Genomic DNA, 24,925 nt, shown 5'->3' on the forward strand with positions numbered 1-24,925 from the left:
TTATGCTTTTATATCCTTTAAATTAATAGGAGTAACTTTGGGATATGCTAATTTTAATTCTTCTAAGTTTTTATATTTAGATATTCTCATTAAAAGATTAATAACATATTCTTTAGTAGGACCTTCTCTAACCCCCATAGCCACTTTAAATAATCCTTTTCCCTGTTTTAAATTTGGAATTATCACCTCAAAACGATGAGTTCTAAACCCAAAACTTGAGCCCATTACAAAGGGGATTTTTTTCCTTTTCGCTTCATAATTTACAATACTAAGTAACCAACCGTAATTTTCCAATGTATCTTCTTTTAAATGAAAAACAACAAAAGGAGCTTTTGCCCAACTTTCTGTAGAAATAAGAGATGGGTATGCAATATTATTAAAAATACCTTTATTACAAATAGATTTTGCTAAATCTTCATTATTCTTAAATACTCTATTACAATAAATAGAAAATCCCTTTCTATTTAAGAAAAATTTATTATCTAATAAAGAAATTTCTTCATAAGTTAGTCCTGTTCCTAATAACGTTCGTACTTTTCTAATATAAGAACAAATATTCTTTGCTGATGGTATTTGATTATTTTCCTTAACTGTATAAACACTTAATAATCCACAATTTGAAAATTCCATACCTTGCTGATCTAACTTCAAACAAGAGTGAATATGTACAAATATTAAATTAGGAATAGCCTTGAGTTTTTCTAACAACTCAATCACTCTTAATGTATTCCCGTTTAAAGTAGTATCTATAATCAAAACCTTTAAATTTTTCGATGTATCCTTAGTTAACTTATCTATAAAGCTAACAAAATTAAACACCTCTAATGACCAGTTATAACGAACCGGCTCTATAAAGAAAAGATCAAATCGACTAATACTTGCTTCAAATTCTTTTTGGGTTTTAAAATTTTGAATTTCAATAGAATCCCTTTTGTATAAATCTAGCAATACACGAGTTTCAAAATAATCTCCCCATGTGCATAATTTTAATGGTTGTTTTTGTGTTGGCTTTGACATTCCAAAAAAACTTTGTAAAAAAGTAGATATACAAGCCATCCCACTTGAAGCGAAAACATGATCACATTCCCATTCATCATGTTTTTCACGATATAAATTAGCTTTTCTTTCTAAATGAACCGGCTCTATGTTTCTTTCATAACTAAAATCTATCTTATTTTGTGAGGGTAAATATTTTACTTCTCCCAGTGGAGGTGACTTCATATGTTTATTAGTAGTAAATTGGACAAATTCCATCCATAAAACTCTTAATTGCATGCTTAAATTTTCCAGATGCATTTCATCTTCAAATGTCCCAATTTTCTTTTCACTAATTTGCCTACCTAAGTGAACTGCGGATTCTAGCCAACCATTTGTTTTTGCTGAGTAAGGATGCCCTTCCATACCTAGAGAAAAATATATTGAAATTAAATCCTCTATTTCTTGTAATAAAACTATATCATTAGAAAATTCAGTTAACACCAACTTCTCTTCCTCCTACTCTATACAATCTATTATTATTAAGAATCCACTCATCTGGTAAGGGAAAACCGTGCATATTTCTAGCCATACTAGTTACATATGCCCCAGCTGGAGCTAATAACACCCGATCCCCAATATCTAAACGTTCATTATAATTTGATTGAATGAATATGTCTTTCTCATAGCAAGTAGAACCACAAATCTTATGCATGTCTTTTATAAGATTATTTGTGTACGTATATACCAAGATAGGCGGAGTCCAATACATTAAATTCCATGCTGAACTATCCAAAGTAACTATCCTATGATTCCCCTCTACGTCTGAAGTAAGCACTGTCGAAACAAGATATCCGCACATGGCCATTAACAACATCCCAGGTTCTATTATTACTTTCACTTGTCTATTTAATAATTTATTTATCCTTTTAATTACACCTTCTAAGATATCCCAGGTTTTTGTAACCTCATTTTCATCAGAATATAAATATGTTAATCCTCCACCAAAGTTAAGAACCTCGACTTCCGGAAACATTCCCACCATTTTTTCCATTCCCAACGCTACTTGCGACATTATATTTGAATTCCTTATCTCTCCCAAATGCACATGTATTTGCTTCACTTTAAGTCCATATTTTTTTAATAACATTTTTATATCTGAAGAAAATACATCAATACCAAAACGACTTTGTTCTCCAAAGGTGGTTTCTAATTCTGAATCTAGTAAATCTAATTTAAACTTAACTCTCAACCCTATCTTGTTTTCAACACTCCCATTTTTCAGCGCTTCTTTAAGTTGTGATACAGTGCTAAAATCTGGGATAATTCCATTTTTGTATAAAACCTCTATTTCATTACTTGAAAAAGATGGAGAGGTAGCGTAGATATGTTGAAATCCGGCACTTTTAGCAACATCTAACTCTGCTATAGACGCAACATCCGCACCAATTCCTAGTTCCACTAAAGTTTTCAATAGAGAAATATTCCTATTTGCTTTGACAGAAAAACAAATATGAGTATTAGGTATTTTACTAATGTTATCCTTTATTTTTTTCACTACATATTTAATTGCCTCAACATCATAAATGATTGCAGGGGTTTGTATATCAAAGTTTTTATTAATTAACAACTGTGGTATTTCTGGATAAATACTCATATTTTCTCTCCATTATATTAGATAATATATTTATGATAATTCTTGAGATAGTAATCCCCTCAGTCTCAGATTCCTCTGGTAATAATTCAACTATATCTAGACCAATAACCTCTACCTGTCCAACTATAAATTCTAATATTTCTATCATTTCATCATAACTAAATCCACCTGGTAACGGCGTCCCTGTAGACTTAATTACCGCTGAATCAAATACATCTACATCAAGTGTTATATAATATTGCAATTCTTTATTTAACACATCTCCAAATTCATTCAAATTATTCAAAATTGATTTTCCAGGCCATTGTTTTACCTTTTCATGTGTTAGCTGATTCTCAACTAACTGTCTAATACCAACTTGAATAACCTCTTCGATACCCTCTTCCTCAAGAACTGCATCTATAAAATTACCGTGGTGTACCGAATCTCTCCAGTTATCCAACTTATTTAATCCAAAATCAGAATGTGCGTCTAATTGAATAACACCTATTTTCTTCGCTCTCACTATTCCTTTTAGGCATGGTAGAGTAATTGAATGATCTCCCCCTATTGTTACCGGAAAAACATTATGATTGACCAAACGAAACACAGTCTCTTCCAACGCATCGAACTCTTTACCATTTCTAGCAAATACAATTGATTGAATATCGCCAATATCCGCCATTGTTACATTTTCAAAAATCCTTTTTCCTTTTATTGGATCATAAACTCCGCATAAGGACCGCGAGTTATGCTGATATACAGCTCCACTTACTTTCCTTAAATATCTTGGTGCAAATCGACAACCTGGTCTATACGTTACATTAAGGTCATATGGCATCCCTATAAAAGCTATATTGCACCATGTTCCATTCATACATTCAGACAGCGTTACCACTTCTGAATTAAACATACCTCCTTTCCCTCCTCTAAAAGTTTCTGCTTCCGGGGTAAACTCTTCAATTATCCCCTGTTCAAGTAAAGAGTTTATCATTGAATCCAATAGCTCACTTGTTAAATCAAACCGATTAAGTAATAATTTATGTGCAGCATCTCTTGTTATTGGCAAATAAAACGCCCTAATACACTCTAAGGAGCTTTGTTCTACATTTATTTCCCAGCCTTCTTTAGAATCCCATAAGGTGAGATAATTTAATTCTTCTTTAATAATTAAACTTTTTTTTACTCTATAATATTTATTCATATCGACTTCCTCCAGAGTGATTAATGCGAATTAATTGATTTTCCAACAATAAATATTCACCTGGCAAAGGTAGACAGTTAAACCTTCTAGAGTTTGTCATGGTATATGCCCCAGAAGCAGTAAACAAAATTTTATCTCCAACATCTAAATTCTCTAATTCAAAATCCATCATATTCCCGTTTATATCTTTCCCAAAAAAGTCCCCTTCATATAAGGTATTTCCTGCAATTAAAATTTTTTCTTTTTTCTTATTCTTCTTATTTAGGCTAATAAGATTAGGTTTATGCCAGGGGGCTAAATTCCAAGCAGAAGAGTCCACAGTAATCACTTTCTTATTAAAAAAGGTATGAAACTCGCTTGCCATCACAGATGTAACTAGATATCCACAACCTGATAATAACGCTCCTCCTGGTTCAAAACGTATATGTATCTTCCTATTATTTTCCTTCTGCCACTTAACTACTTTCTCTTTTAAACTAGAAATAGCTTTCCTAGCCTTTTCACGATCAACATAAAAATGAAACATTCCTCCTCCAAAGTCAAGAACTTCGACATTACTAAGATAACTTGCAACGGCAAATAAATAATCAGCTTTATAGAGCAACGATTGAGGTGTCATTTGTCCAGTATGAACATGTAACCTTGTTATATTTAAATTGAATTTTTTTATATTTTTTTCCAATCTATCATCAAGAATATTTATGCCAAATCTACTATCTTTTCCAAATGTTGCTGCAGACTCAATTTCAGTTGGTAGCGGAATTCTAACTCTAATTCCAACATTCGTATTAGGAAAATGTTCCCCATATAAAATCAACTGTGAAATAGAATCAATGTCTAAAGTAATCCCTTCATTCATGAAAACTCTCATATCCTTCAAACTATAAGCTGGATTTGTCGTAGTTATCTCAGTAAAACCAGCCTTCTTTGCAAGCTCATATTCTCCTAGACTTGCTACATCGCACCCTAGTCCCCATTTCGCATATAAAGATAATAATTCAGGAGTATGTGTAGCTTTTACAGCAAGATTTAATTTTGCATGGGGGAGTTCTTTCAGATCCTCTTGTATTCTATCAACTACATCTTTCATACCAGCATAATCATATATAATTGCAGGTGTATTCACATCGCATGCAACTTCATAAAGCTTAGAGGATGGTTGAGAATATAGCGGCTCTAAAATACTTTCGTTAGATTTTACTTTCACTTTGTTACCTCCCTTTATATTTCTTCAATATCTCATAGATCTCGTTGAATATTATTTTTTATTTTTTACACTTAATTTTTTCTATTAAATCTGATCTGTACGAGGCCTAGAACCTCCCAGCATCGTTAAATCTAAATTAATCCCTGATCCCCCTTGTTTTTCAAAAACAGGAACACCATTAGTTTCTAACTCAATTTCCATTTCCTCTGTAACTTTTAAAGCATTCAATTTATTCTCTAAATCTCTTAAACTCATATTTATCCGCTCCCTTTTCTTTTCAACGAGATCTATCAAACATTGTTACCTATTTGGATAATATATACTCATATTAGCGTTTTCCTTTTTTTGGTTCAATATCCAATATGTTGATAAACATTTTAACTTTTATTTGGTTTATAAGGAAAAAAATCAAATAATTCAAAAGATATTCCAGTTTTATATTTTATATTACCTTCAATTAAGACTTATTAATGACAGAGAATTCTGTTTTTTATTGAAAAAACAAAATATGTTATAAATAATTTCTTAAATCAAATCGCTCACTATTTTTTATGGCGTAATCTTTTATAATGCCCACAAAAAAAAGAAACCGGCTACTTTACTTCGTAAAACAGCCGATTTCTTCTATATGTTTCATCGTACGCGCTAATACGTCATCGCGCATTATAAAGCTAAATTTTCTATTCGTTTTAATGTTGTCAGGAATGTCTTTTAATAAAACAGACCCTTTCGTTTCTTCGTAATGCGTATGTTCTTCTACCGCACTAATTGTTGCAAAATAAATGTTTTTAATGATTATTTTGTCTTTTCCAGATACTTTGTATTGTCCTAAGTAAGTTAAATCAGAAACTATGCCGCCGGTTTCTTCATGAACCTCTCGAACTGCCGCTTCTTCCGGTGTTTCCCCTAGTTCTACTTTACCACCTGGAAATTCAAGACCGCGACGTAAATGATGTGTTAATAACCATTGATCCCCGTACCGGCATACAACCCAAACATGCTTTGGCTCAGGAGAAAATGGATAACGTTCAAACGATAATTGTACAGTGTTGTGGTAATAATCTTTAAATTTGTACATGCCATTACTCCCCTATTGATGGTTACAAGTTTTTCCTACCACAAATTGTAGCATATTCTCGCTTTTCTGCATAATATTATCCAATTACAATCCATTGATTATTCCCATTTGCGCGACTAATTCTTTCGTCTCATGATTTCCTAAATCGTAAATCATTTTATATGCTTTTTGTAGTTGTTCATCATATCGGTCATTATTTGAATCGTGATGATACTCAACAAATGGAACGTGGGAGCGTACAAATGAACCTAAATCTTCTACATATGCTTGATCGAAGTGCTCTCTTAATTCCGTAATTTCCTCATCATTTGCGTAAATTTCAAAATTATACGTATCCGCCGTCTTCACTTGTGAAATTTGACCATTTCCTATTGATATATAATATGTTTTTTTCGTCTCCATGTAACACCCTTCTTTCATCCTTTTAATTTCTATTGTTTTCATCAATTACAAAATTATGTAAAATAAAGAAAAGGAGGGGTTTTATGTTCAAAATATTAATTATCGGTATTATCATCGTCCTACTCATCCTCGTACTCTCCATCATGACAATTAATAAAGGCTATGCTTATAAACATTCCGTCGATAAACTAGAAGATAATCCTTATACAAAAAAGAATAAGGAGGATTCATAGTATGCTTCGTATACTCCGCATCACAATCGCACTCACTGTGATCGTTATGTCAGCAATTGGATTATATACAGGTCAAAATAATTTTCTACCTCTTTCACAATTTCTATTAGGGGCTTTAATGTTTCTCATCGCATTTGAACAAATAAAGAAAAAGGAGTCAGCAACTGGACTTATTTGTATTATTGCCGGTGCTTTCATTTGGATTGTTCTCATTATTACCTACATAAAATAGAGGAGGTCTTTTATGCTAAAAGGAGTACGGATTACTTTATCACTTATTGCTTTATGTATAGCAATCTATAGTTTCTTTACTAGTAATAGAGAAATTATGCCTTATATGTTCATCTTTTTAGGGATGATGGCTTTCGTTATTAGTATAGAGGAAAACTTAAAACAGCAAAAAGGCGGTAGTATACTTGCTCTGTTAGCAGGAGCTGGTGCTTTATTTCTTGGCTTCTCAGAAATATTTCGATAAATAGTCTCTTTAAAGGAGGTATACAATGCTAACTGGATTACGCTATTTTTTCATGCTTCTCACCCTCTCTCTTTGCACTTATTCTCTTGCTACCGACAACTTCACACTTCTCCCATACATGCAATTTGCTCTCAGTTGTTTCTTTATTCTTCTAGGAATTAATGAACTGAAATCCGGAAGAAAATCAATGGGTATCTCGCATTTTTTCGTTTCTAGTCTTATGCTCTTCATTGTAATATCGAACTACTTTCACTAAAGATAACATGTAATTTCCAATCACCTACTGACCATTACCTCTCACTAATTTGGATTTTTTAAACAGTTAATAAATTGGAGGATACTATGCTAACAAACCTTCGAATCTTACTATCTGCTATTGCTTTTATTCTTGCTTTTTTTAGTCTTTTTACACGAATTTCTATTCTTTTCTCTTATGTATTTATCCTTTTAAGCATCACATTTATTCTTTCGGGAGTTGCTGAAATACAACAAAAGCAAAAATCGAAAGCTATCTTTTGTTTTATAGTTGGGATAATCACTTTCTTCGTTGGGATTTCTGACATACTTCCATAAAAAAGAAGAGCTTGTGTGCTCTTCTTTAACTCACTACTTTCAATCCAATAATCGTCCCCATAATCCCAACAATACAAATAATCCGAAAAGCGTTTTTAGGTTCTTGAAAAAATAAAATACCGACAACTGCTGCCCCGAGCGTTCCGATTCCAGTCCAAACTGCATATGCGATCGATAACTGAATTTCTTGAAGCGCCATCGTTAAAAATTGAAAACTAATAATAAAACCACCTATTAAAATAATATTATTCGTCCAACTATTATTTTTTGCTACTTTCTTTATCCCAATTACACCGACAATTTCAAAGAGCCCAGCTATAATTAAATAGATCCATGCCACTTTATTTCACCTCTTCCTTATTCCCACTAAATTTCAATCCGATAATAAATAGTGCCAATAAGCAAACGAGGAAAATTTTGATGAGCGAAAATGGTTCTTTGAAATATAAAATATCTACTAATATCGTTCCAACTGTACCAATTCCAGTAAATACTGCATATGCCGTACCAATTGGAATTTTTTTAGTTGCTTCAATTAGTAGTTGAAAGCTCACTAAAATTGCAATGAGTGTCAAAATACTCATTGAATTTGTTTTTAATCCTGTCGCCCAATATATTTCAATTAAGCCCCCAAATACTAAATACATCCACGCCCTATTTATGCTAATCTCCTTTTTCTTTTTCACTTCTTCTTTTATCTCTTCTCTTGTTTCTTGTTTCGAAGAATTACGCTTCTTTTTCGGAAAAAGAATGTAAGACATCGCCCATATAAAATGAATAATAAGCACTGATGTCCAGACACTTGTAATCGTATTAATCGTTTCATTTTTATAAAATCCAATTTGTTTATTTAAAATCCACTCTTTCATATGAAGGAAATAGGAACCGCTTGGCAACTCTTGAGCTGGTACAAGCCCTACTATAAAAATAAATAGAAGCTGTGCAAAAATGAAAATCCCCACATGTTTATAAAAGTATTGCCGCTCTAATCGTGCGTGCTCCTTTCCATATAGCTTTTCTTTTTGCGTGGCTGTCATTTATCTTCCTCCTTTTTCAAATAATACTCCACCATTTCATCTATATACTTCATTGTTTCCGAATCAAGTCCATATACTTTTGCAATTTCTCCCTCTTCAGGTCTAATTAATTCCCAATACTTATTTATTAATTGTTCATCTTCTTGAAATACATGCATTGAAAAAGTCACTACTTTTTCCGCCAATTGTTGCATTTCTGGTGAATCTACTGGTTCATTTATACGCTGGCGAATTTCTCTTAATACTTGTAACCACTCTTTCATTCTTTCGTCATCTTCTTCAAACGTTGGTAAATCCTGAATGATTTGCTTTTCTTCCTCAGTAAAATACCTTTTCCTAAACTTTTCTCTCTGATCAATTCCCTGTACTGATTTTATAAATAACATTAAATCTTCTGTTCTAAGCTCTCCTGTTAATTCAATGGCATGAAATGTTGTATATAGTTGCTTTTCTAAATCCTGTAATCTTTTTACTTCCGCTTGTATTGTTTGAATTTCATTTTGAATTGCACTTTTCCATCTTTCTTCTTCTGAAATCCCCTTTTTTTCTTTTAATACTTCTTTTATTTCCGACAGCTTAAAACCAAGCTTTTTAAAAGTCGTGATTTGCTGTAATGTAATCACATCATCTTTTGAATAGTAGCGATACCCTGACTCGGCAACGTACGATGGTTTTAACAATCCAATTTCCTCATAATATCTAAGTGTTCTCGTCGTTACATTCGTTTCTTTTGAAATTTCACCAATGCTATACTTATCCATCGTTTCCTCCTCACGCCTTATTTATCTTCACTATAAACTTTGACGTATACGTTAAAGTCAATACTCCATTCACACAAAAAACTCCTGTTTTTCAAACAGGAGCTCTCATTAAGATATTCACCTACTGCCTTTCATTTCTTAAAAATGCTCATAAGTGAAACTCATTGTTTTTCTATAAAACCTGTACTTTTCTCTTTTACAAATAAAAAAACTGCCTTTTCACAGGCAGTTTTTCTTTATCCAAACACTTTCTCAAGTTCATCTTTATCTTGGCTTAACCAGAAGTTCATTAAGCGTTGTGCTCCTTCTAAGTCGTGAAGCTTCGCTTGACCACATTGTGTTTCATTTGCAGCTGGAATTTCTGTAATTTGAACCGCATCTTTTAATGTTAGTTCTAATAAATCAATGATTTCTCGAACTGTTGGTGTTCCACTTACTACAAGATAATATCCTGTTTGGCAGCCCATCGGTGAAATATCGATAATATCAAAATGCGGATAACGATCAATATATTTACGTAAATTAAATGCTAATAAATGTTCTAACGTATGAATAACATCTGGTTTCATTGCTTGTTTATTCGGTTGGCAGAAACGAATATCAAATTTATTTACAATACCGTCACTACCTACATTGTGAACTCCGCAATGTCTTACATAAGGTGCCTTTACAATCGTATGATCTAATTCAAAGCTTTCTACTGATGGCATAAAACATCTCTCCCGCTTTTAATTTAATTCCGTTATATCCAATATGATATAACGGAAATGCACATTAGTAAAGTATTATGTACAGTCGTGCTATAATACTTTAAGAATATGCTGAGAAGGAGACCGTTATGAAACAGATTTTTATTGGGATTATACGCTTTTATCAAAAGTTCATTTCTCCCATGACGCCACCAACATGCCGTTTTTATCCGACTTGTTCTCATTACGGATTAGAGGCGTTTCAAAAACATGGTGCACTTAAAGGCTTTTGGCTTACTTGTAAGCGTATATTAAAATGTCACCCTTTCCACCCGGGAGGATTTGATCCTGTCCCAGATAAAAAGGATGACAAAGTAAATTCTTAATTGTCGTAACCATTCACAACTAGATCTAATTTTCCTGTATCAGGATCGATAACAAGACCGTGAACAGGTACTTCTTCTGGAAGTAATGGATGGTTGCGAAGTATTGATACGCTATGTTCTACACTTTCTTCTACACTAGAGAACCCTTGTAGGAATCTTTCTAAATCGATTCCAGAATAACGGAGTGTATCTAATTTCTCATTTGTTATACCGCGCTCTTTCATCTTCTCAATTGTACTGCTTGCCTGAATTTTTGCCATACCGCAATCGTGGTGACCAACTACACAAACTTCATCAGCACCAAGTTCATATACAGCAACTAAAATACTACGCATAATACTTCCGAATGGATGTGAGATAACAGCTCCTGCTACTTTAATAATTTTCACATCACCATTACGCATATTCATTGCTTTTGGTAATAATTCAACAAGACGAGTATCCATACAAGAGATAATTACCATTTTTTTATTCGGGAATTTTCCTGTTTCATACTCTTCGTATCTTTTCTCTTCAACGAATTTTTCATTGTATTGTAAAATCTCTTCTAATGACTTCATAGTAAAGAACCCTCTTTTCTCTCATTTACATTACTTATATAGTGTACCAAAATTTAAAAAACTCAAAAAGGATATTGCTTTATAGTAAAAATAGGATGTTTTCAGATAATCGACATAATTCTTTCAAAATATACACACACCTTTGTAACAAGTCTCACATACTTTAAACGTTTTTTCACTATAAACTGATTTTAGATAATGTAAAAAAGGAGTGAATATTTATTATGTCCGACGTTCTGTTACTAAGTCGTTTTCAATTTGCAATTACTATTTTTTATCACTTTTTATTTGTACCTTTGACAATCGGACTTGTTATTTTAGTAGCATGTATGGAAACTCAATACGCCCGCACATTGAATCCAACATACCGTAAAATGGCAAATTTCTGGGGTAAATTATTTACAATTAACTTCGTAATGGGGATTATAACCGGGATTACGATGGAATTCCAATTTGGAACAAACTGGTCTGAGTACTCCAAATATATGGGAGATATTTTCGGATCACCTCTCGCAATCGAAGCACTTGTTGCCTTCTTCTTAGAATCTACTTTCATGGGAATATGGTTATTCGGTAAAGACAAAATTTCACCAAAGTTCCGTGCCTTCTGTATGTGGATGGTTGCACTTGGAACAAATATTTCCGCACTTTGGATTATTACAGCAAACGGCTTTATGCAAAACCCTATTGGCTACGTAGTACGTAACGGCCGCGCTGAATTAAATGACTTCTGGGCACTCGTTACAAATCCATATGCTTGGAATATGTTCTTCCATACTGTCATTGGTTGTTATATCGTAGGGGCTTTCTTCGTTATGGCAATTAGTGCCTATCACTTATTACGTAAAAACGAAGTGGAATTCTTCAAAAAATCATTTAAGTTTGGTTTAATGCTAGGTTTATTCGCCGCAACAATTACACCGTTTATGGGACATCAATCTGGTGTATCAGCAGCTAAATATCAACCAGCAAAAGGAGCTGCGATGGAAGCAGTTTGGGAAACTGGAAAAGGACAAGGCTTCTCAATTGTTCAAATTCCTGATGTAAAAAATGAGAAGAACTTTGAATTCCTTACGATTCCAAAACTCGGAAGCTTTTTCTATACAAACTCATTTGATGGCGAAATTGTTGGTTTAAAAGATATTCCGAAAGATGAACGTCCAAATGTTAACCTCGTGTATTATAGCTTCCGCTTAATGGTTGCACTTGGTATGTTCTTTATGGCATTAACTTGGTACGGCTTCTATTTAAACCGAAAAGGAAAACTAGAAAACTCAAAACGTTATTTAAAAATTACAATATGGTCTGTCTTACTTCCTTATATCGCGATTAACGCAGGATGGATTGTCGCTGAAGTAGGTCGTCAGCCATGGACAGTATATAAACTAATGCGTACAGCAGAATCTGTATCGCCTATATCAGTTCCACAAATTTGGTTCTCATTAATTAGTTTAATTTTGTTCTACACTTTACTTTTAATCGCAGACGTATACTTAATGTTGAAGTTCGCGAAAAAAGGACCTGCAGCATTAGAAGAACCTGCTACTGAAGGAGGTGTGGCTCATGTCTCATGATATGCTTGCAATCATCTGGTTCGGTTTATGGGGCGTGATTTGGACAGTTTACTTCATTCTTGATGGGTATGCACTTGGTAACGGAATGATTTTTCCTTTCGTTACGAAAGACCGACAAGAACGAAATCAATTACAAGAAGCAATTGGCCCGTTCTGGGGCGGTAATGAAGTATGGTTAATTACAGCTGGTGGCGCAACATTTGCTGCCTTCCCAGTCACATATGCAAATATGTTTAGTTATCTATATACACCGTTATTCTTAGTATTACTTGCACTATTTGCTCGTGCCGCTGGACTGGAATTCATGCATAAAGATGATTCACCAATTTGGCAAAAAACTTGTAAATGGACCTTTACAATTGGCAGTTTCTTAATCACCTTCTTATTCGGTGTTACATTTGCTAACCTGTATTACGGACTACAAATCGGAAAAAATGGCTATGAAGGAAATTTACTTAGCTTATTAAACCATTACGGTATATTAGGTGGTCTTTTCTTCACTGCTATATTTGTCGTATCCGGTGCCCTTTGGGTCATGATTAAAACGACTGGTGAAGTATCTAATCGTGCTTATAAAATAGCAAGACCATTTTCAATGGCAGCAGCTATTATTTTAGCTATCTTCTATGTAGCAACTACTAATCGGACAAACTTATTCCAAAACTTTACGGAATATCCGGTACTATTCATTCTTCCAGTACTTGCAATGTTAATGAGTGTACTCGCACTTATTATGGTGTACAAACATAAAATTGGCCTTGCATTCACATTCGTTTGCCTAACAATCGCAATGTTTATGACAACTGGCTTTGCAGGTATGTTCCCAAGAATGTTACCATCTCGTATTAACGATGCATACAGTACAACGTTATACAACGCAGCTGGTAGTCAATTAAACTTAAAAATTATGTTCTTCGTTGCAATGGTCATGGTACCAATCGTTATTGGATATCAGCTTTGGAGCTACAGTATCTTTAAAAATAAAATTCATAAAGACTCTGCTAAAGGGTATCACTAAAATAAAAAAAGACACTTCGGTTGAAGTGTCTTTTTCATGTATGATTTTCGATAAGATGTTATATTTCCAATCTAACAACTATAATACAGAAGAATCATTAACAGCTCACAGCTAAAGTGTAACATACAACAAACATGTTACTTTATGCAATTTTGCATTTTAAAATTATAACGTTGATTGAATAACTTGATCATACACATCATTATCCCTTACATCCGCCGTACTAATCCCGCTAAACGTTTGTACTTTCATTCCTGTATTTGATGATCCCGATCCATTGTAAGCTTTCGTCTTTTCAATCGGCTGTACGTTATATTTATCACCTACATTAATTGTTCCATTGCAGTTTTCAATAATAACACCTTCCACAACTGCTGGCATTTTGTCACCCACTTTCATTTCTTTACTTTTATTTTATGAAAATCGCCTAGAAAAATAGCATGTTTCAATAAGAAAAAGCACTCAAATTGAGTGCTTTTTCCTTAAGCATAAAGACAAGTTTGGAGACAGTTGACTTCTTCAAAATTTTATTAGGGGTAATATTTTGAAAAAGAAAGCCTTTCATATGTAGGTTAACACCACTGGAATATATAGTAAATTGATAATATTTATACGGAAGATTGCTAATGTTTAGTATAGATAGTTTTCACTATGTTAACAGTGAAAACTATCTATACTAATAACAAAAAGGCGCCTTCAAAAAAGACACCTTTTATAAACAGACACTATAAAACAGAATTATTTATTGTTATACGATTGTTAGATACAAAAAGTAGAGGAAAATGTTTGTATTAAATTCTGGTTTATAAAGTCTGTCTACAACTTATATTGTAATCCTCTTCATTTGAAAAAAAATATAATATGCACAATTGCATACAAAAAGAAAAAGCACTCTACTGAGTGCCTTTTCAACCATTTTACTTTTAATATATCGCTTTGAATATATTGTAACATACATATCTATATATTTTATTGAGAAAATTCAAAATCCTTTTTCTTTCATTTTCACTTATAAAATCATGTAATATAAAAGGTATGTCAAATTCTTATACAAATTGAGGTGTACTATATTTATGCTGTATTTTGGAATTATTCCTCTTATATTGTTTATTATTTTTCTTATCTCGTATTTAAAAGATCCGCGGAAAATAATAAATGGTTTTTTATTTAATGCCTTTATCTGTTTTTTCCTTCTTTTTTGTGTAATTGTATCTTTGAACTCAGATAATGCTGTCCTACGCTATATTATAATTTTACCTATTTTAGCACTTCTCATTATGCTTCCTTTCGGTATTGTTACTTTAATGTTTGGGTTATTTCTTAATGCTAGAATTTTAATGAAGCGAGAAGGAAGACGGTTCACTAACTGTTTAACACTCCTTGCTGCTTTAGGGATGTTATTCTTTATGTTACTCCCTATCATAAATCCAGCAAGTCTAGTCTCATCGCATTTAGAGCCTATTTTTGCAGCTATTTCTCTTATAAGCTTCTATTTCTTTATACACTTATCTAACTTCTTAAGCGCATATTTTTTATACCAATTCAACAGACCAAGACGTAATCAAAATTTCATAATCGTTCTTGGTAGCGGCTTAATTAATGATAAAGTACCACCTTTACTTGCAAGTCGTATTAATAAAGCTATCGACTTTTATTGGAAACAAGCAGCTGTGAATACACCACCAACAATTATTTTCTCTGGTGGTCAAGGTCCAGATGAAGGCCTTCCAGAAGCAGAAGCGATGCAAAATTATGCTGTTGAAAAAGGAATTCCTCTTGAACATACGGTGCAAGAAAATCGCTCTGTAAACACATATCAAAATATGTTGTTCTCTAAAGAAATTATGGATTCTTTAAAACCAGAAGGTAAGTATAGAAGTATTTTTACAACGAATAATTTCCACCTTTTCCGCGCTGGTATATACGCAAGACAAGCTGGCCTTAATAGCCAAGGAATCGGATCAAAAACTGCATTTTATTACTGGCCTAACGCAATGATTCGTGAATATGTCGCGATTGTTGTTATGGGACGTAAGCGCCATATGAAAATATGTGGAACTATTTTAGGCTTCGCTTTATTCCTAACAGTAATTAGTTTTATTGTTTCTTAATAGCTATCAAATAAAAATTCCTCTGAATGCTTTATGCACAGGGGACTTTTTTATACCTTTTCGTTCATCAAATTTAAATAAATAACGTAACAGCATACAACACATTAATTATTCCAGAAATCACTCCAACAATAGCAAATGTTTTACTCGTACCCGTCACTTTTTTGTTTAAACCCAATATAGAAAATACGATAGCTACACTACCAATAAGCCCCCATAAGTTTATAAACCATGATATTAATCCAGTGATGAAACCAACTAAAGAAAAAACTTCTATACTACTATTAGAACTGCTATTCGGAAAACTTCCCTCTACCGTTTTATAGCTAAGACTCTCCCCGCACTGTCCGCAAAACTCGTTGCCCTCGTTCGTTTCATTTCCACATTTCGTACAGTATCCCACAGAATCCCCTCCCTAAGATTAGTGCCCCAAATATATCCATACTATCCATTCTACTTTTTCATATTAAAATTATGACCACTCTCTAATCTTCTACAGTTGTATTTAAATTAATAATATGGTCATAATATTCCCTGCATACATCCATTAAAGGAGAATTTTTTCAAATTAAATGTTAAAATGAAATTTAGGTGTGAATTATGTAACAAACAAGAAACTAGTTTGAAACGAGGAAATTATATGGAGAAAATTATCAAAAACAAGCCCAATAAGCTAAAAATTGCTTCGAAAGCTTTGATGATTATTATTGGGGCATTTATTACAGCGTACGGATTAGAAGCAGTATTAATTCCAAATAACGTATCAGACGGTGGTGTGACTGGTTTAAGTATCGTTAGTTCAAGATTATTTGGATTGCCATTAGGAGCTCTAATCGCAGTTATTAACATTCCTTTCGTTTGGTTAGGATATAAGCAAATCGGTAAAAGCTTTGCAATTTATTCTATTATTGGAATCGCTTCATTAGCAGTAGGTACCGTTGTCATGCACGGAATACCAGCTATTATCGAAGGCGATACATTATTAGTTACAGTTGTTGGTGGTATTATTATCGGTTTTGGTATGGGACTAGCATTACGTAACGGTGGGGCATTAGATGGAATCGATATGCTTGCTGTATTGCTTTCTCGTAAGTTACCATTTGGAACGAGTGACCTTATTTTATTCTTAAACATGTTCGTATTTATTTTCGTATCAACGGTATTCGGCCTTCAAGGAGCTATCCTTTCGGCAATTGCTTACTTTATCGCTTCGAAAGTGATTCATATCGTTGAAGTTGGTTTAAGTGGTTCGAAAGCATTTAAAATTATCACAAAAGAGCCTGAATTAATGGTAGAAACAATTCGCGATCGTTTAGGCCGAAGTGCAACATATAACGAAGTATACGGTGGCTATTCAAGAGAGAAATTCAAAGAAATTTCTTGTGTAATTAACCGTTTAGAAGAAAGTAAAATGAAAGAACTTATTAATGAAATCGATCCACACGCCTTTATTACAGTTTATGACGTAGCAGAAGTAAAAGGCGGTAATTTCAAGAAACGTGATATTCATTAATCGTTATGAAAAAGAGGGTGTGCCAACAATTTGGCACACCCTCTTCTTATTATTAAGTTGCAGTCTTTGTCGGTAAGTCGCTATATTTTAATAATCGCTGATATAATTTTACTCTCCCCATCTTCTTCCTCTCTTAATCCATGCTACGTATTTTTGAAAGGCGGGTACTTCCTCTTGAAAGCGCAGCGGAACATATAGAAAGAGAGTACATATACATAGTATCCATAAAATACCTACTATAAAGTGAAATTTCATCGTTGTACTAATAAACAAACTCAAGAATAATACGAGGAACATAATTACACTAAATCTTTTATACATAGTCATACTATCCCCTCCTTATGTCTTAATTGTATCAGTTAAAAGGAATTGATTTCCATAATAAAAAAGACCGAAAAGCAAATTCCACTTTTCGGCCTCTATAACTATCTTCTCTTCGTAATTTTTCCTGAACCACCAACCCTCGTTTTCGGAGGAGATGTATTTCTTGGCGGCGTTTTAATAGATGATTTCGGCTTCACATCTGATCCGCTTGAACCGCCTGGTGTTTTTGTAATTTTACCCTTACTTCCAGTAGAAGGTGGGGGCGTCGTATTACTTCCTTTTTCAGTAATACTTCCCTTATCACCTACTGATGGTTTCGAATCTACATTATCGCCTCGCTTAATGATAGACCCTTTCCCTTCCTTCGTAATTGGAGGTGGGGTTTTCTTTTCTTCTTTCGTAGGTGGTCTCTCTGGAATAACTGGTTTATGATTTTGTCTGTCATTGTATCCTCGATAATCACCGGGCGATGATTTTCTTGAACCGAATATATCGTTTAATATGCTACCCATAATATATCCTTGCAAGAAGGACGGTTGGTAATTTTGACGGACAAATTCTTTATTACTTATTTCAATTAACGTATCAGATGGTTTCTCCTTATCCTTTTGCAGGTTATAAATCTTATCAGAATAAACGAGGAACATTTGATTTTCGTCTTCTTTAGATGCTTGCTTCGGTTCTCTTTCGTTAATGAGTTCCTTCGCTACTTCAGGAACTGACCGATTGGCGGCCCTATACACGTAAGATTCTTGTTTACCTTCCTTTGCGACAGACTCAAGTGGATAACGGTCTTGAATCGACTTTGTCTGCCCGCCTTGACAACCTGATAAGGCATAACCAGCAACAACAAGTAATATAACGATAGCAAGTATAGGGATTACAAACGATTTAATCATGGTAAACAATCGGTTTGACATGATTACGCCCCCTTACGTTGCTCTTATAATTTGTACATCAGCAGGAATGATTGCTTCTCCCTCATACATCATTGTGCGACCATTTTGCCATTCAATACGCAATAATTTTCGATTATCTGATTGGAATTCCCATACGTACTGTTCCTCTGAAGCGGAGAATGGTGTTTTCCCCATCACAACAACACGTCCGTTATATTGTTCTTCCATATGATACTCAGTATCATCCATTTCAATTGTCGTCGGAATTTCCTCAATTGAATCTAAGCGACCATCAATTGGTGTATATAATTTGTAATACGTATTTTCACGGTCTTCAATTTTTAAATAACGAATGTCTTTTCCATCTTGCAGTGTTAAAACAATTTCTTTACGAGAATGCATACTCGTTTTCCCGGTCAATTCGTACATAACTAACGAAACTTCAATCATATCGCCAGGAGCTAACGTTAAAAGACTCTTTTCCGGCTTCGGTGGCTCTGGGCTTTTCATTATATTTTTAATTCGTTTAAATAAACTCATGATCTATCCCTCCTTTTCTCTTTATAAACAAGCACCTAAAATAAGTGCACCAACAATATGTAATGATCCAGCCAACATCGCGTGAGCAACACTGCCTTCTTTCGTACCTTCTTCTAAATCTAAACCAGCCATTTTCTTTAATACGAATTCGATAAACATTTCTACCACTAATAAAATAACGAAAGAAACTGCTGAAGCAAGAAGGGCCTGCCATAAGTCATTTGCTTTCGTAATTGATTGGGATAAAATGTACCCTTGTGCAAATAATTTCATAATAAAACGAGTTGTTACAGCTGTATTTCCATTTTTGATTTCTTTTAAATCATTGTATTTTGTAAAAATTGAATCAACCCACATAATTGCAAATAAAAGTACTGCACTCGCTCCAGTCCATACAAGCATGGCAACTACATTCATCCATGTCATTGCAAAACCTCCTCTAAATATAATAGAAAACCGACATGAATATATTTAGACATGTCGGTTCATTTGTCTCTATTCTATATTATTTCTCATACTGCTTCATAATACGAGCTAATTCATCGTCAACAGCAGAATTTTTGTTTAAGCTTGCGAATTCATCATCTAATGACTTTTCTTTCTTATAAACTTCACCGCTTGCTTCCGCTTCAGCCTCTAATTGAAGAGCTTTCTCTTCCATACGGCTTAAACCAGCTTTTGCTGAATTTGAATCAAATCCAGACATCGCCTGATTAATATTCTTCTGTGCTTTCGCTGCATTTACACGTGCTACAAGTGTTTCACGTTTATTTTTCAGCTCTGTTAATTGCTTGCGCATTTCTTCTAGCTTAAGACGCAGATTATCAGCAGCAGCTTTATTCTGCTCGTAGCTTGCTTTATACTCATTCATCTTTTGCTCTGCATTTTGTTTTTCTTCTAATGCACGACGCGCAAGATCTAAGTTATTAGCTTGAACAGCCATATGAGCTTGCTCTTCACGTTTTTTCACAAGTGCTTCTTGCTCTTCAAATAATATTTTGAATTTCTTCTCAAGTGCGATTTGAGCTGCTACACTTTTCTCAGCTTCTTGTACATCAGCTTGCATATCGCGTAAATATTGATCAGTCATCTTAACTGGATCTTCCGCTTTTTCAATTAACGAATACACATTTGACATTGTTAAATCTCTTAATCGTTTAAATACAGACATCTAAATTCCTCCTATGATATACCTCATATTTCAAATTCACTACTTGGAAAACTTAAGAATCTCCCTTTACAGTAAAGAATATTCATTTTTACAGCCTATGTGTTTATTATAACAAAACAAAGATGTCCTTACATGTTATTTCCAAAATATAGCCAATATAATATGACATTCCAGATAAAATATTGTATTTCTAATATATTCCCATTAATTCTCTTCAGAATTGACTTATTTTTATGCACTTTCACTAAATTACATTATTGTAATGTTACTGTAAGCTAACTCGATAGTTGCATTCCGATATTTCTTATACACTAATACCAGAAGCAACAAACATGCTTCTTCACATGTAAGCAATAATACAAAAATTGTATTTACTATAAAACAGATAAAAGGAGAAGTCATCATGAAAAAATTAGTAGGAATCGGATTAGCAGCGGCAATTTCATTTGGAGCATTATCAGGTTGTTCTTTATTAGGAGAGAAAGCGAACGGCTTTGTACTGTATGGCTCAGAAGAACAAGTTCAGCAAATTACAGATAAAAACAAAAAAGAAGTGAAAGAAAAAGACTTCTATAAAATGAAAATGACAACATTAGATGGTAAAAAAGTTCTTGTAATGGATAAGAAAACTGGTGAAGAACTAGTGAAAAAAGAGTTACTTAACAAAGTTGATGAAAAAGACAACACGAAACCACTTGATAAATTACCAGCTATAACAACAGAACAAGGTGTATTATTTGCAAAAGAAAAAGTAGAAAATACTACACTTGATGGGGCAAAATTAAAATATGAAGGCAACACAATTATCGGAAGTGGCCGTGCATATACAGATATGTATGCGATTGTTGATGACGCAACTTACAGCAATGTAAAAGGTGATGAAAAATCTGTAGGTGTATTAAAATTTGATAAAGACCCAAGTAAAGAATTTCCTGGTTACAAAGGCGTAGAAGCTTCTCAACTTGTAAAATTTAAAAAGTAAAACAAAAAAGCTTTGCGAAATTCGCAAAGCTTTTTTCTATTTATTATGAGCAACTTGTTCCATATCCGGACTACAAGTTTTCGACTGACATGACTTATTTAAAGAACATGCTGCGCATTTTCCTTTTTTACTTCTCTTTACAAAATTAACTAACGTGTATGCTGCATAACCAAAAATGATAGCTCCAATTATAATATTGACCATCATTATACATCTCCTTTTAGAATCCTAGTAAAGATCCAACTTGGTATATAATAAGCGTTAATACATAAGCAACAACAAGCGGGTAAACGACTGAGAAAATCGTCCATTTCGCTGATCCTGTTTCACGTTTAATAACAGCCACCGTCGCTAAACATGGAACGTATAATAAAATAAAGAACATAAATGCATAAGCCGATAATGCTGTATAATGTGCTCCCATTACGTTTCCAAGCACATCTTCTTTAACTGCATAAATAATTGCCATTGTAGAAACGACAACTTCTTTCGCTAAAAATCCTGTTAAAAGGGATGCTGCAGCTTGCCACGTTCCGAACCCGAGCGGTGCAAATAGCGGTGCGATAAATCCACCAATCATCGCTAAGTAGCTATCTCCCATATCAACGCCAAATCCTGATGGACCTGCATAGTTTAATAACCAAATAACAACCGAACCACCAAAGATGAATGTACCAGCTTTACGAACAAACCCTTTCCCTTTCTCCCACGTGCTCAGCCATAACGTTTTCGCTTGTGGCACACGATAAGGTGGTAGTTCAATTACGAAAATAGACTTTTCCGCTTTCAAAATCGTAAGAGACATAATTTTTGTAACTAATAACGCGAGAACAATCCCTGCAACATATAAAGAAAATACAACAGTCGCCTGACTATGCGGGAAGAATACGCCCGCAAATAATGCATATACAGGTAATCGTGCTGAACAAGACATAAATGGTGTTACTAAAATGGTAAGTAAACGTTCTTTTTCCTGTTCAATCGTTCTCGCAGCCATAATACCTGGAACGTTACATCCAAAGCCGATAATCATCGGGATAAATGCCTTTCCGTTTAAACCGAAAAACTCCATAATTCTATCCATAACAACTGCAATTCGCGCCATATATCCTGAGTCTTCTAATAATGAAATGAAAAAGAATAGTGCAAAGATTTGTGGTACGAATACTAATACAGCACCAACACCGGCAATAATACCTTCTGTAACGAGTGCTTGAATAAAATGAGAAGCTCCAATACTTGTAAGTCCAGCCGTCACCCAATCCGTAAGCTGACCACCAAAAAACTCATCTAACATATCCGATAAAGGTGTACCAATCCACGTAAACGTAACCTGAAAAATAAAAAACATAACTGCTAAAAAGATTGGAAGTCCTAAAATTTTATGTGTAATTAATCTATCAACTTTTTCTGAAAAAGGAATTTTTCCTTCTTTCTCATGCTTCATAACATTTGTTTTTAACTTTTCAATATACGCTTCACGAGTTTTGTAAATGTGCTCTTCTAACGTACAATCAAGTTTTCCTTCTAAGCGAGATCGAATGGCTATGAGTTCCTTATAAATTGGTAATGCTTTCATTTCTTTTTCTACTACTTCGTTATTGCTTAAAAATTGAAGCGCTAGCCATCTCGGATGCTCGTAATTCACTGTCTCTAAAAGAGCAATTACTTCTCCAATTCCTTCATCCATTTGTACACCATATGAAATAAGGAATGGCTTTTTCTCTTTTTTGTCATTTTCTTTAAGAGTCGCAAGTAGTTCTTCACAGCCTTTTCCACTTCTTGCAACGACAGGCACAACTGTTACACCTAAGAGTTCCGATAATCGTTTTACATCAATTACAATTCCTCTTTGCTTCGCCACATCAACCATGTTTAAACCAATTGAAACTGGCTTACCAAATTCAAGTAATTGCAACGTTAAATGCATATTTCGTTCAAACTGCGAGGAATCCACAATATTTAACATATGCTGAAATTCTTCTGTTAATAGAAAGTTTGTTACAACACCTTCATCACGCGAAACTGGATTTAAATCATAAACACCTGGTAAATCAATTAATGTTCCTTGTCTATCTTTTAATTTACCAACCTTTTTTTCTACTGTTACACCGCTCCAGTTTCCTACATACTCATAAGAACCAGTAAGTGCATTAAATAATGATGTCTTTCCTGTATTCGGATTCCCTAGCAAAGCTACCTTATTCACGCTAATTCCACCTTTATCATTTTCGCGTCACAATGACGAATACTAATTAACTGTCCACGACACTCCAATGTACAAGGACCTTTGAACATCGCCTTCTGCTTCATACGAAGTTCGCTTCCTTCAGAAAGACCGAAAGCAGCTAGTCTTCTCTTTAATAATTGATCTAACGACTGAACGCTTTTTACTAACACTTTCTCACCGATTTTAATATCTACTAAGCTCATAACCTTCCCCCTCAGAAGAGAATGATAATTATTTTCAGAAAAATTATAGCACACTCTATTTCTCTTGTACTATACCCTTTTGCTTCATATTTATTAACATTTCGCTACAATTCTATTTCAATCATTGTCATACTGTATTTGTTTGCCATTCTCATCCATTTCGCTTACAATAAACGGTAGCAAATAAAGAATCTCGTTATCACTGGGGGAGCCATGTCGCTGAGAGGGAACACTTCGTTCCGACCCTTCGAACCTGTTAGTTAATGCTTACGCAGGGATTGTGCAAACGTCCGAAATACATGCCTCATTTTTATTTACGTATTTCGTATCCTCCTATGATATCTATTCTTTTTTGTACAACTTGGATTTAGGGGGAGACAACATGCGTAACACCAATTTACAAGCGATGATCGAATCTGCTATTCTTGCAGCCTTCGCCATGATTATCGACATTTTACCATTATCACTTAAACTTCCAACAGGCGGTTCCATTTCATTTGCTATGATTCCTATTTTTATTATTGCATATCGCTGGGGCTTTAAATCTGCTTTCTTAGGTGGCTTAATTTGGGGATTATTACAAATTGTTGTAGGTGATGCTTACATTTTAACACCTGTTCAAGCATTTATTGAGTACTTCATTGCCTTTGCTTTTATTGGATTTGCTGGCTTATTCTATCGTCCAATTCAAAAAGCACTTCTAGTATCTAATGAGAATAGCAATGAACAATTAACTTTAGGTAGTCGCAAAGAAAAACCTTCAGCAAAACAAAACCATGGTAAGAAAATCCTTGTTTACATTATCCTTGCCACATTTATCGGTAGCTTTGCTCGCTATTTCTGTCACTTTATTGCCGGTATTATTTTCTGGGGACAATATGCACCGAAAGGTCAATCGGCTGTGTTATATTCATTAATCGTAAATGGAAGTACAATGCTTGGTTCTTTTATTTTATGTACAGTTTTACTTATATTTTTATTTCTCACTTCACCACGCTTATTCAAGAGCATTAGTGCTTATCAAATGAATTCACAAAAAAAAGGCGCTTAACTAGCGCCTTTTTTATATCAAAATTCTCAGTGAGTAATATCAATAATAAATACAATAAATGCACAAAGAAAAATAAATACCATCACACCTAGT

General features: G+C 33.9%; 33 protein-coding genes and 1 riboswitch. Of the genes, 11 read left to right on the forward strand and 22 right to left on the reverse strand.

The annotated features are described in order from the left end of the window. From MHI26_RS24575 to MHI26_RS24605, 7 genes are all read right to left on the reverse strand, one after another. Positions 1-1,482: a hypothetical protein gene (locus tag MHI26_RS24575; protein WP_061667120.1), complete on the reverse strand. Its 1,482-nt coding sequence runs from the start codon at positions 1,480-1,482 to the stop codon at positions 1-3. Continuing rightward, positions 1,469-2,632 carry a diaminopimelate decarboxylase family protein gene (locus tag MHI26_RS24580; RefSeq protein ID WP_061667119.1) on the reverse strand — a complete coding sequence of 388 codons (1,164 nt, stop codon included), beginning with the start codon at positions 2,630-2,632 and terminating at the stop codon, positions 1,469-1,471. Before MHI26_RS24580 ends, MHI26_RS24575 begins: the two co-directional genes overlap by 14 nt. Then, positions 2,595-3,815 carry an arginase family protein gene (locus MHI26_RS24585; RefSeq protein WP_061667118.1) on the reverse strand — a complete coding sequence of 407 codons (1,221 nt, stop codon included), beginning with the start codon at positions 3,813-3,815 and terminating at the stop codon, positions 2,595-2,597. Before MHI26_RS24585 ends, MHI26_RS24580 begins: the two co-directional genes overlap by 38 nt. Beyond that, on the reverse strand, positions 3,808-5,022 hold the full coding sequence (locus MHI26_RS24590; RefSeq protein WP_061667117.1) for a diaminopimelate decarboxylase family protein: 1,215 nt from the start codon (positions 5,020-5,022) through the stop codon (positions 3,808-3,810). Before MHI26_RS24590 ends, MHI26_RS24585 begins: the two co-directional genes overlap by 8 nt. 84 nt (positions 5,023-5,106) lie before the next feature. Beyond that, positions 5,107-5,277: a hypothetical protein gene (locus tag MHI26_RS24595; RefSeq protein ID WP_153577967.1), complete on the reverse strand. Its 171-nt coding sequence runs from the start codon at positions 5,275-5,277 to the stop codon at positions 5,107-5,109. A gap of 343 nt (positions 5,278-5,620) precedes the next feature. After that, positions 5,621-6,100 (reverse strand): antimutator 8-oxo-(dGTP/GTP)ase, encoded by a 480-nt coding sequence (gene mutTA / locus MHI26_RS24600; RefSeq protein WP_000276385.1) that lies wholly within the window; start codon positions 6,098-6,100, stop codon positions 5,621-5,623. A gap of 84 nt (positions 6,101-6,184) precedes the next feature. Further along, the gene (locus MHI26_RS24605) at positions 6,185-6,502 is read right to left on the reverse strand and encodes a hypothetical protein (RefSeq protein WP_000448411.1); all 318 of its coding nucleotides are present in this window, start codon (positions 6,500-6,502) and stop codon (positions 6,185-6,187) included. An 83-nt stretch (positions 6,503-6,585) separates the two neighbouring features. Between MHI26_RS24605 and ytzI the strand changes: the two genes are divergently transcribed. The 4 genes from ytzI to MHI26_RS24625 all read left to right on the forward strand — a co-directional run bounded on the left by ytzI (position 6,586) and on the right by MHI26_RS24625 (position 7,783). Beyond that, on the forward strand, positions 6,586-6,735 hold the full coding sequence (gene ytzI / locus MHI26_RS24610) for a YtzI protein (protein WP_000472795.1): 150 nt from the start codon (positions 6,586-6,588) through the stop codon (positions 6,733-6,735). A gap of 1 nt (position 6,736) precedes the next feature. After that, positions 6,737-6,967: a DUF3953 domain-containing protein gene (locus MHI26_RS24615; RefSeq protein WP_000944464.1), complete on the forward strand. Its 231-nt coding sequence runs from the start codon at positions 6,737-6,739 to the stop codon at positions 6,965-6,967. Positions 6,968-6,979: 12 nt separating this feature from the next. After that, on the forward strand, positions 6,980-7,210 hold the full coding sequence (locus MHI26_RS24620) for a DUF3953 domain-containing protein (RefSeq protein WP_061667116.1): 231 nt from the start codon (positions 6,980-6,982) through the stop codon (positions 7,208-7,210). Between the two features lie 342 nt (positions 7,211-7,552). Further along, entirely contained in the window at positions 7,553-7,783 is a 231-nt protein-coding gene (locus tag MHI26_RS24625; protein ID WP_000957185.1) for a DUF3953 domain-containing protein, read from the forward strand. A 25-nt stretch (positions 7,784-7,808) separates the two neighbouring features. Here the strand turns inward: MHI26_RS24625 and MHI26_RS24630 are convergent, their stop codons facing one another. The 4 genes from MHI26_RS24630 to luxS all read right to left on the reverse strand — a co-directional run bounded on the left by MHI26_RS24630 (position 7,809) and on the right by luxS (position 10,291). Next, the gene (locus tag MHI26_RS24630) at positions 7,809-8,123 is read right to left on the reverse strand and encodes a DMT family transporter (RefSeq protein WP_000312334.1); all 315 of its coding nucleotides are present in this window, start codon (positions 8,121-8,123) and stop codon (positions 7,809-7,811) included. A 1-nt stretch (position 8,124) separates the two neighbouring features. Beyond that, positions 8,125-8,820, reverse strand: coding sequence for a DMT family transporter (locus MHI26_RS24635; RefSeq protein WP_000127524.1), 696 nt, complete (start codon positions 8,818-8,820; stop codon positions 8,125-8,127). Beyond that, on the reverse strand, positions 8,817-9,581 hold the full coding sequence (locus MHI26_RS24640; protein WP_061667115.1) for a MerR family transcriptional regulator: 765 nt from the start codon (positions 9,579-9,581) through the stop codon (positions 8,817-8,819). Before MHI26_RS24640 ends, MHI26_RS24635 begins: the two co-directional genes overlap by 4 nt. 236 nt (positions 9,582-9,817) lie before the next feature. Continuing rightward, entirely contained in the window at positions 9,818-10,291 is a 474-nt protein-coding gene (luxS, locus tag MHI26_RS24645; RefSeq protein WP_001141371.1) for an S-ribosylhomocysteine lyase LuxS, read from the reverse strand. A gap of 128 nt (positions 10,292-10,419) precedes the next feature. Between luxS and yidD the strand changes: the two genes are divergently transcribed. Continuing rightward, the gene (yidD, locus tag MHI26_RS24650; protein ID WP_000809334.1) at positions 10,420-10,656 is read left to right on the forward strand and encodes a membrane protein insertion efficiency factor YidD; all 237 of its coding nucleotides are present in this window, start codon (positions 10,420-10,422) and stop codon (positions 10,654-10,656) included. Here the strand turns inward: yidD and MHI26_RS24655 are convergent. Then, the gene (locus tag MHI26_RS24655) at positions 10,653-11,216 is read right to left on the reverse strand and encodes a beta-class carbonic anhydrase (RefSeq protein WP_000838173.1); all 564 of its coding nucleotides are present in this window, start codon (positions 11,214-11,216) and stop codon (positions 10,653-10,655) included. The two genes, yidD and MHI26_RS24655, sit on opposite strands and share 4 nt — an antisense overlap. Before the next feature lie 224 nt (positions 11,217-11,440). Between MHI26_RS24655 and cydA the strand changes: the two genes are divergently transcribed. Both cydA and cydB read left to right on the forward strand, forming a co-directional pair. Further along, entirely contained in the window at positions 11,441-12,790 is a 1,350-nt protein-coding gene (cydA, locus tag MHI26_RS24660; protein ID WP_061667114.1) for a cytochrome ubiquinol oxidase subunit I, read from the forward strand. Next, positions 12,780-13,808 carry a cytochrome d ubiquinol oxidase subunit II gene (cydB, locus tag MHI26_RS24665; protein ID WP_061667113.1) on the forward strand — a complete coding sequence of 343 codons (1,029 nt, stop codon included), beginning with the start codon at positions 12,780-12,782 and terminating at the stop codon, positions 13,806-13,808. Before cydA ends, cydB begins: the two co-directional genes overlap by 11 nt. Before the next feature lie 165 nt (positions 13,809-13,973). Here the strand turns inward: cydB and MHI26_RS24670 are convergent, their stop codons facing one another. Continuing rightward, positions 13,974-14,207 carry a spore germination protein gene (locus tag MHI26_RS24670; protein ID WP_003308072.1) on the reverse strand — a complete coding sequence of 78 codons (234 nt, stop codon included), beginning with the start codon at positions 14,205-14,207 and terminating at the stop codon, positions 13,974-13,976. Between the two features lie 674 nt (positions 14,208-14,881). Between MHI26_RS24670 and MHI26_RS24675 the strand changes: the two genes are divergently transcribed. Next, complete coding sequence (locus MHI26_RS24675; RefSeq protein WP_061667112.1) at positions 14,882-15,919, forward strand: YdcF family protein; 1,038 nt, start codon at positions 14,882-14,884, stop codon at positions 15,917-15,919. A gap of 73 nt (positions 15,920-15,992) precedes the next feature. Here MHI26_RS24675 and MHI26_RS24680 read toward each other — a convergent pair whose 3' ends face one another. Continuing rightward, complete coding sequence (locus MHI26_RS24680) at positions 15,993-16,322, reverse strand: zinc ribbon domain-containing protein (RefSeq protein WP_000540173.1); 330 nt, start codon at positions 16,320-16,322, stop codon at positions 15,993-15,995. Positions 16,323-16,559: 237 nt separating this feature from the next. On the opposite strand from MHI26_RS24680, the gene MHI26_RS24685 reads away from it, so the two are divergent. Continuing rightward, positions 16,560-17,432: a YitT family protein gene (locus MHI26_RS24685; protein ID WP_000411244.1), complete on the forward strand. Its 873-nt coding sequence runs from the start codon at positions 16,560-16,562 to the stop codon at positions 17,430-17,432. A 108-nt stretch (positions 17,433-17,540) separates the two neighbouring features. Here the strand turns inward: MHI26_RS24685 and MHI26_RS24690 are convergent, their stop codons facing one another. The 5 genes from MHI26_RS24690 to MHI26_RS24710 all read right to left on the reverse strand — a co-directional run bounded on the left by MHI26_RS24690 (position 17,541) and on the right by MHI26_RS24710 (position 20,366). After that, the gene (locus MHI26_RS24690) at positions 17,541-17,759 is read right to left on the reverse strand and encodes a hypothetical protein (protein WP_000180095.1); all 219 of its coding nucleotides are present in this window, start codon (positions 17,757-17,759) and stop codon (positions 17,541-17,543) included. Positions 17,760-17,857: 98 nt separating this feature from the next. Beyond that, positions 17,858-18,676, reverse strand: a complete 819-nt coding sequence (locus tag MHI26_RS24695; protein WP_000071186.1) for a DUF4247 domain-containing protein — start codon at positions 18,674-18,676, stop codon at positions 17,858-17,860. Positions 18,677-18,688: 12 nt separating this feature from the next. Beyond that, on the reverse strand, positions 18,689-19,195 hold the full coding sequence (locus MHI26_RS24700; protein ID WP_000051755.1) for a DUF4178 domain-containing protein: 507 nt from the start codon (positions 19,193-19,195) through the stop codon (positions 18,689-18,691). A 21-nt stretch (positions 19,196-19,216) separates the two neighbouring features. Beyond that, positions 19,217-19,621: a DUF350 domain-containing protein gene (locus tag MHI26_RS24705; protein WP_000220086.1), complete on the reverse strand. Its 405-nt coding sequence runs from the start codon at positions 19,619-19,621 to the stop codon at positions 19,217-19,219. Positions 19,622-19,700: 79 nt separating this feature from the next. Continuing rightward, on the reverse strand, positions 19,701-20,366 hold the full coding sequence (locus tag MHI26_RS24710; RefSeq protein ID WP_000110281.1) for a PspA/IM30 family protein: 666 nt from the start codon (positions 20,364-20,366) through the stop codon (positions 19,701-19,703). Between the two features lie 403 nt (positions 20,367-20,769). On the opposite strand from MHI26_RS24710, the gene MHI26_RS24715 reads away from it, so the two are divergent. Beyond that, positions 20,770-21,348 (forward strand): lipoprotein BA_5634 family protein, encoded by a 579-nt coding sequence (locus MHI26_RS24715; protein WP_061667111.1) that lies wholly within the window; start codon positions 20,770-20,772, stop codon positions 21,346-21,348. A gap of 36 nt (positions 21,349-21,384) precedes the next feature. Here MHI26_RS24715 and MHI26_RS24720 read toward each other — a convergent pair whose 3' ends face one another. The 3 genes from MHI26_RS24720 to MHI26_RS24730 are packed head-to-tail and all read right to left on the reverse strand — an operon-like array spanning position 21,385 to position 23,781. Continuing rightward, complete coding sequence (locus tag MHI26_RS24720) at positions 21,385-21,555, reverse strand: FeoB-associated Cys-rich membrane protein (RefSeq protein WP_000989593.1); 171 nt, start codon at positions 21,553-21,555, stop codon at positions 21,385-21,387. Between the two features lie 13 nt (positions 21,556-21,568). Then, complete coding sequence (gene feoB / locus MHI26_RS24725) at positions 21,569-23,557, reverse strand: ferrous iron transport protein B (protein ID WP_001044856.1); 1,989 nt, start codon at positions 23,555-23,557, stop codon at positions 21,569-21,571. Continuing rightward, positions 23,554-23,781, reverse strand: coding sequence for a FeoA family protein (locus MHI26_RS24730; protein ID WP_000060519.1), 228 nt, complete (start codon positions 23,779-23,781; stop codon positions 23,554-23,556). Before MHI26_RS24730 ends, feoB begins: the two co-directional genes overlap by 4 nt. 194 nt (positions 23,782-23,975) lie before the next feature. Continuing rightward, positions 23,976-24,077: riboswitch (TPP riboswitch) on the forward strand. An 86-nt stretch (positions 24,078-24,163) separates the two neighbouring features. Between MHI26_RS24730 and thiT the strand changes: the two genes are divergently transcribed. After that, positions 24,164-24,832, forward strand: coding sequence for an energy-coupled thiamine transporter ThiT (gene thiT / locus MHI26_RS24735; protein WP_001246582.1), 669 nt, complete (start codon positions 24,164-24,166; stop codon positions 24,830-24,832). Positions 24,833-24,925 lie beyond the last annotated feature (93 nt).

Origin of the sequence: Bacillus sp. FSL K6-1218 (assembly GCF_038006445.1) — a bacterium.
Taxonomy (GTDB): domain Bacteria; phylum Bacillota; class Bacilli; order Bacillales; family Bacillaceae_G; genus Bacillus_A; species Bacillus_A thuringiensis_S.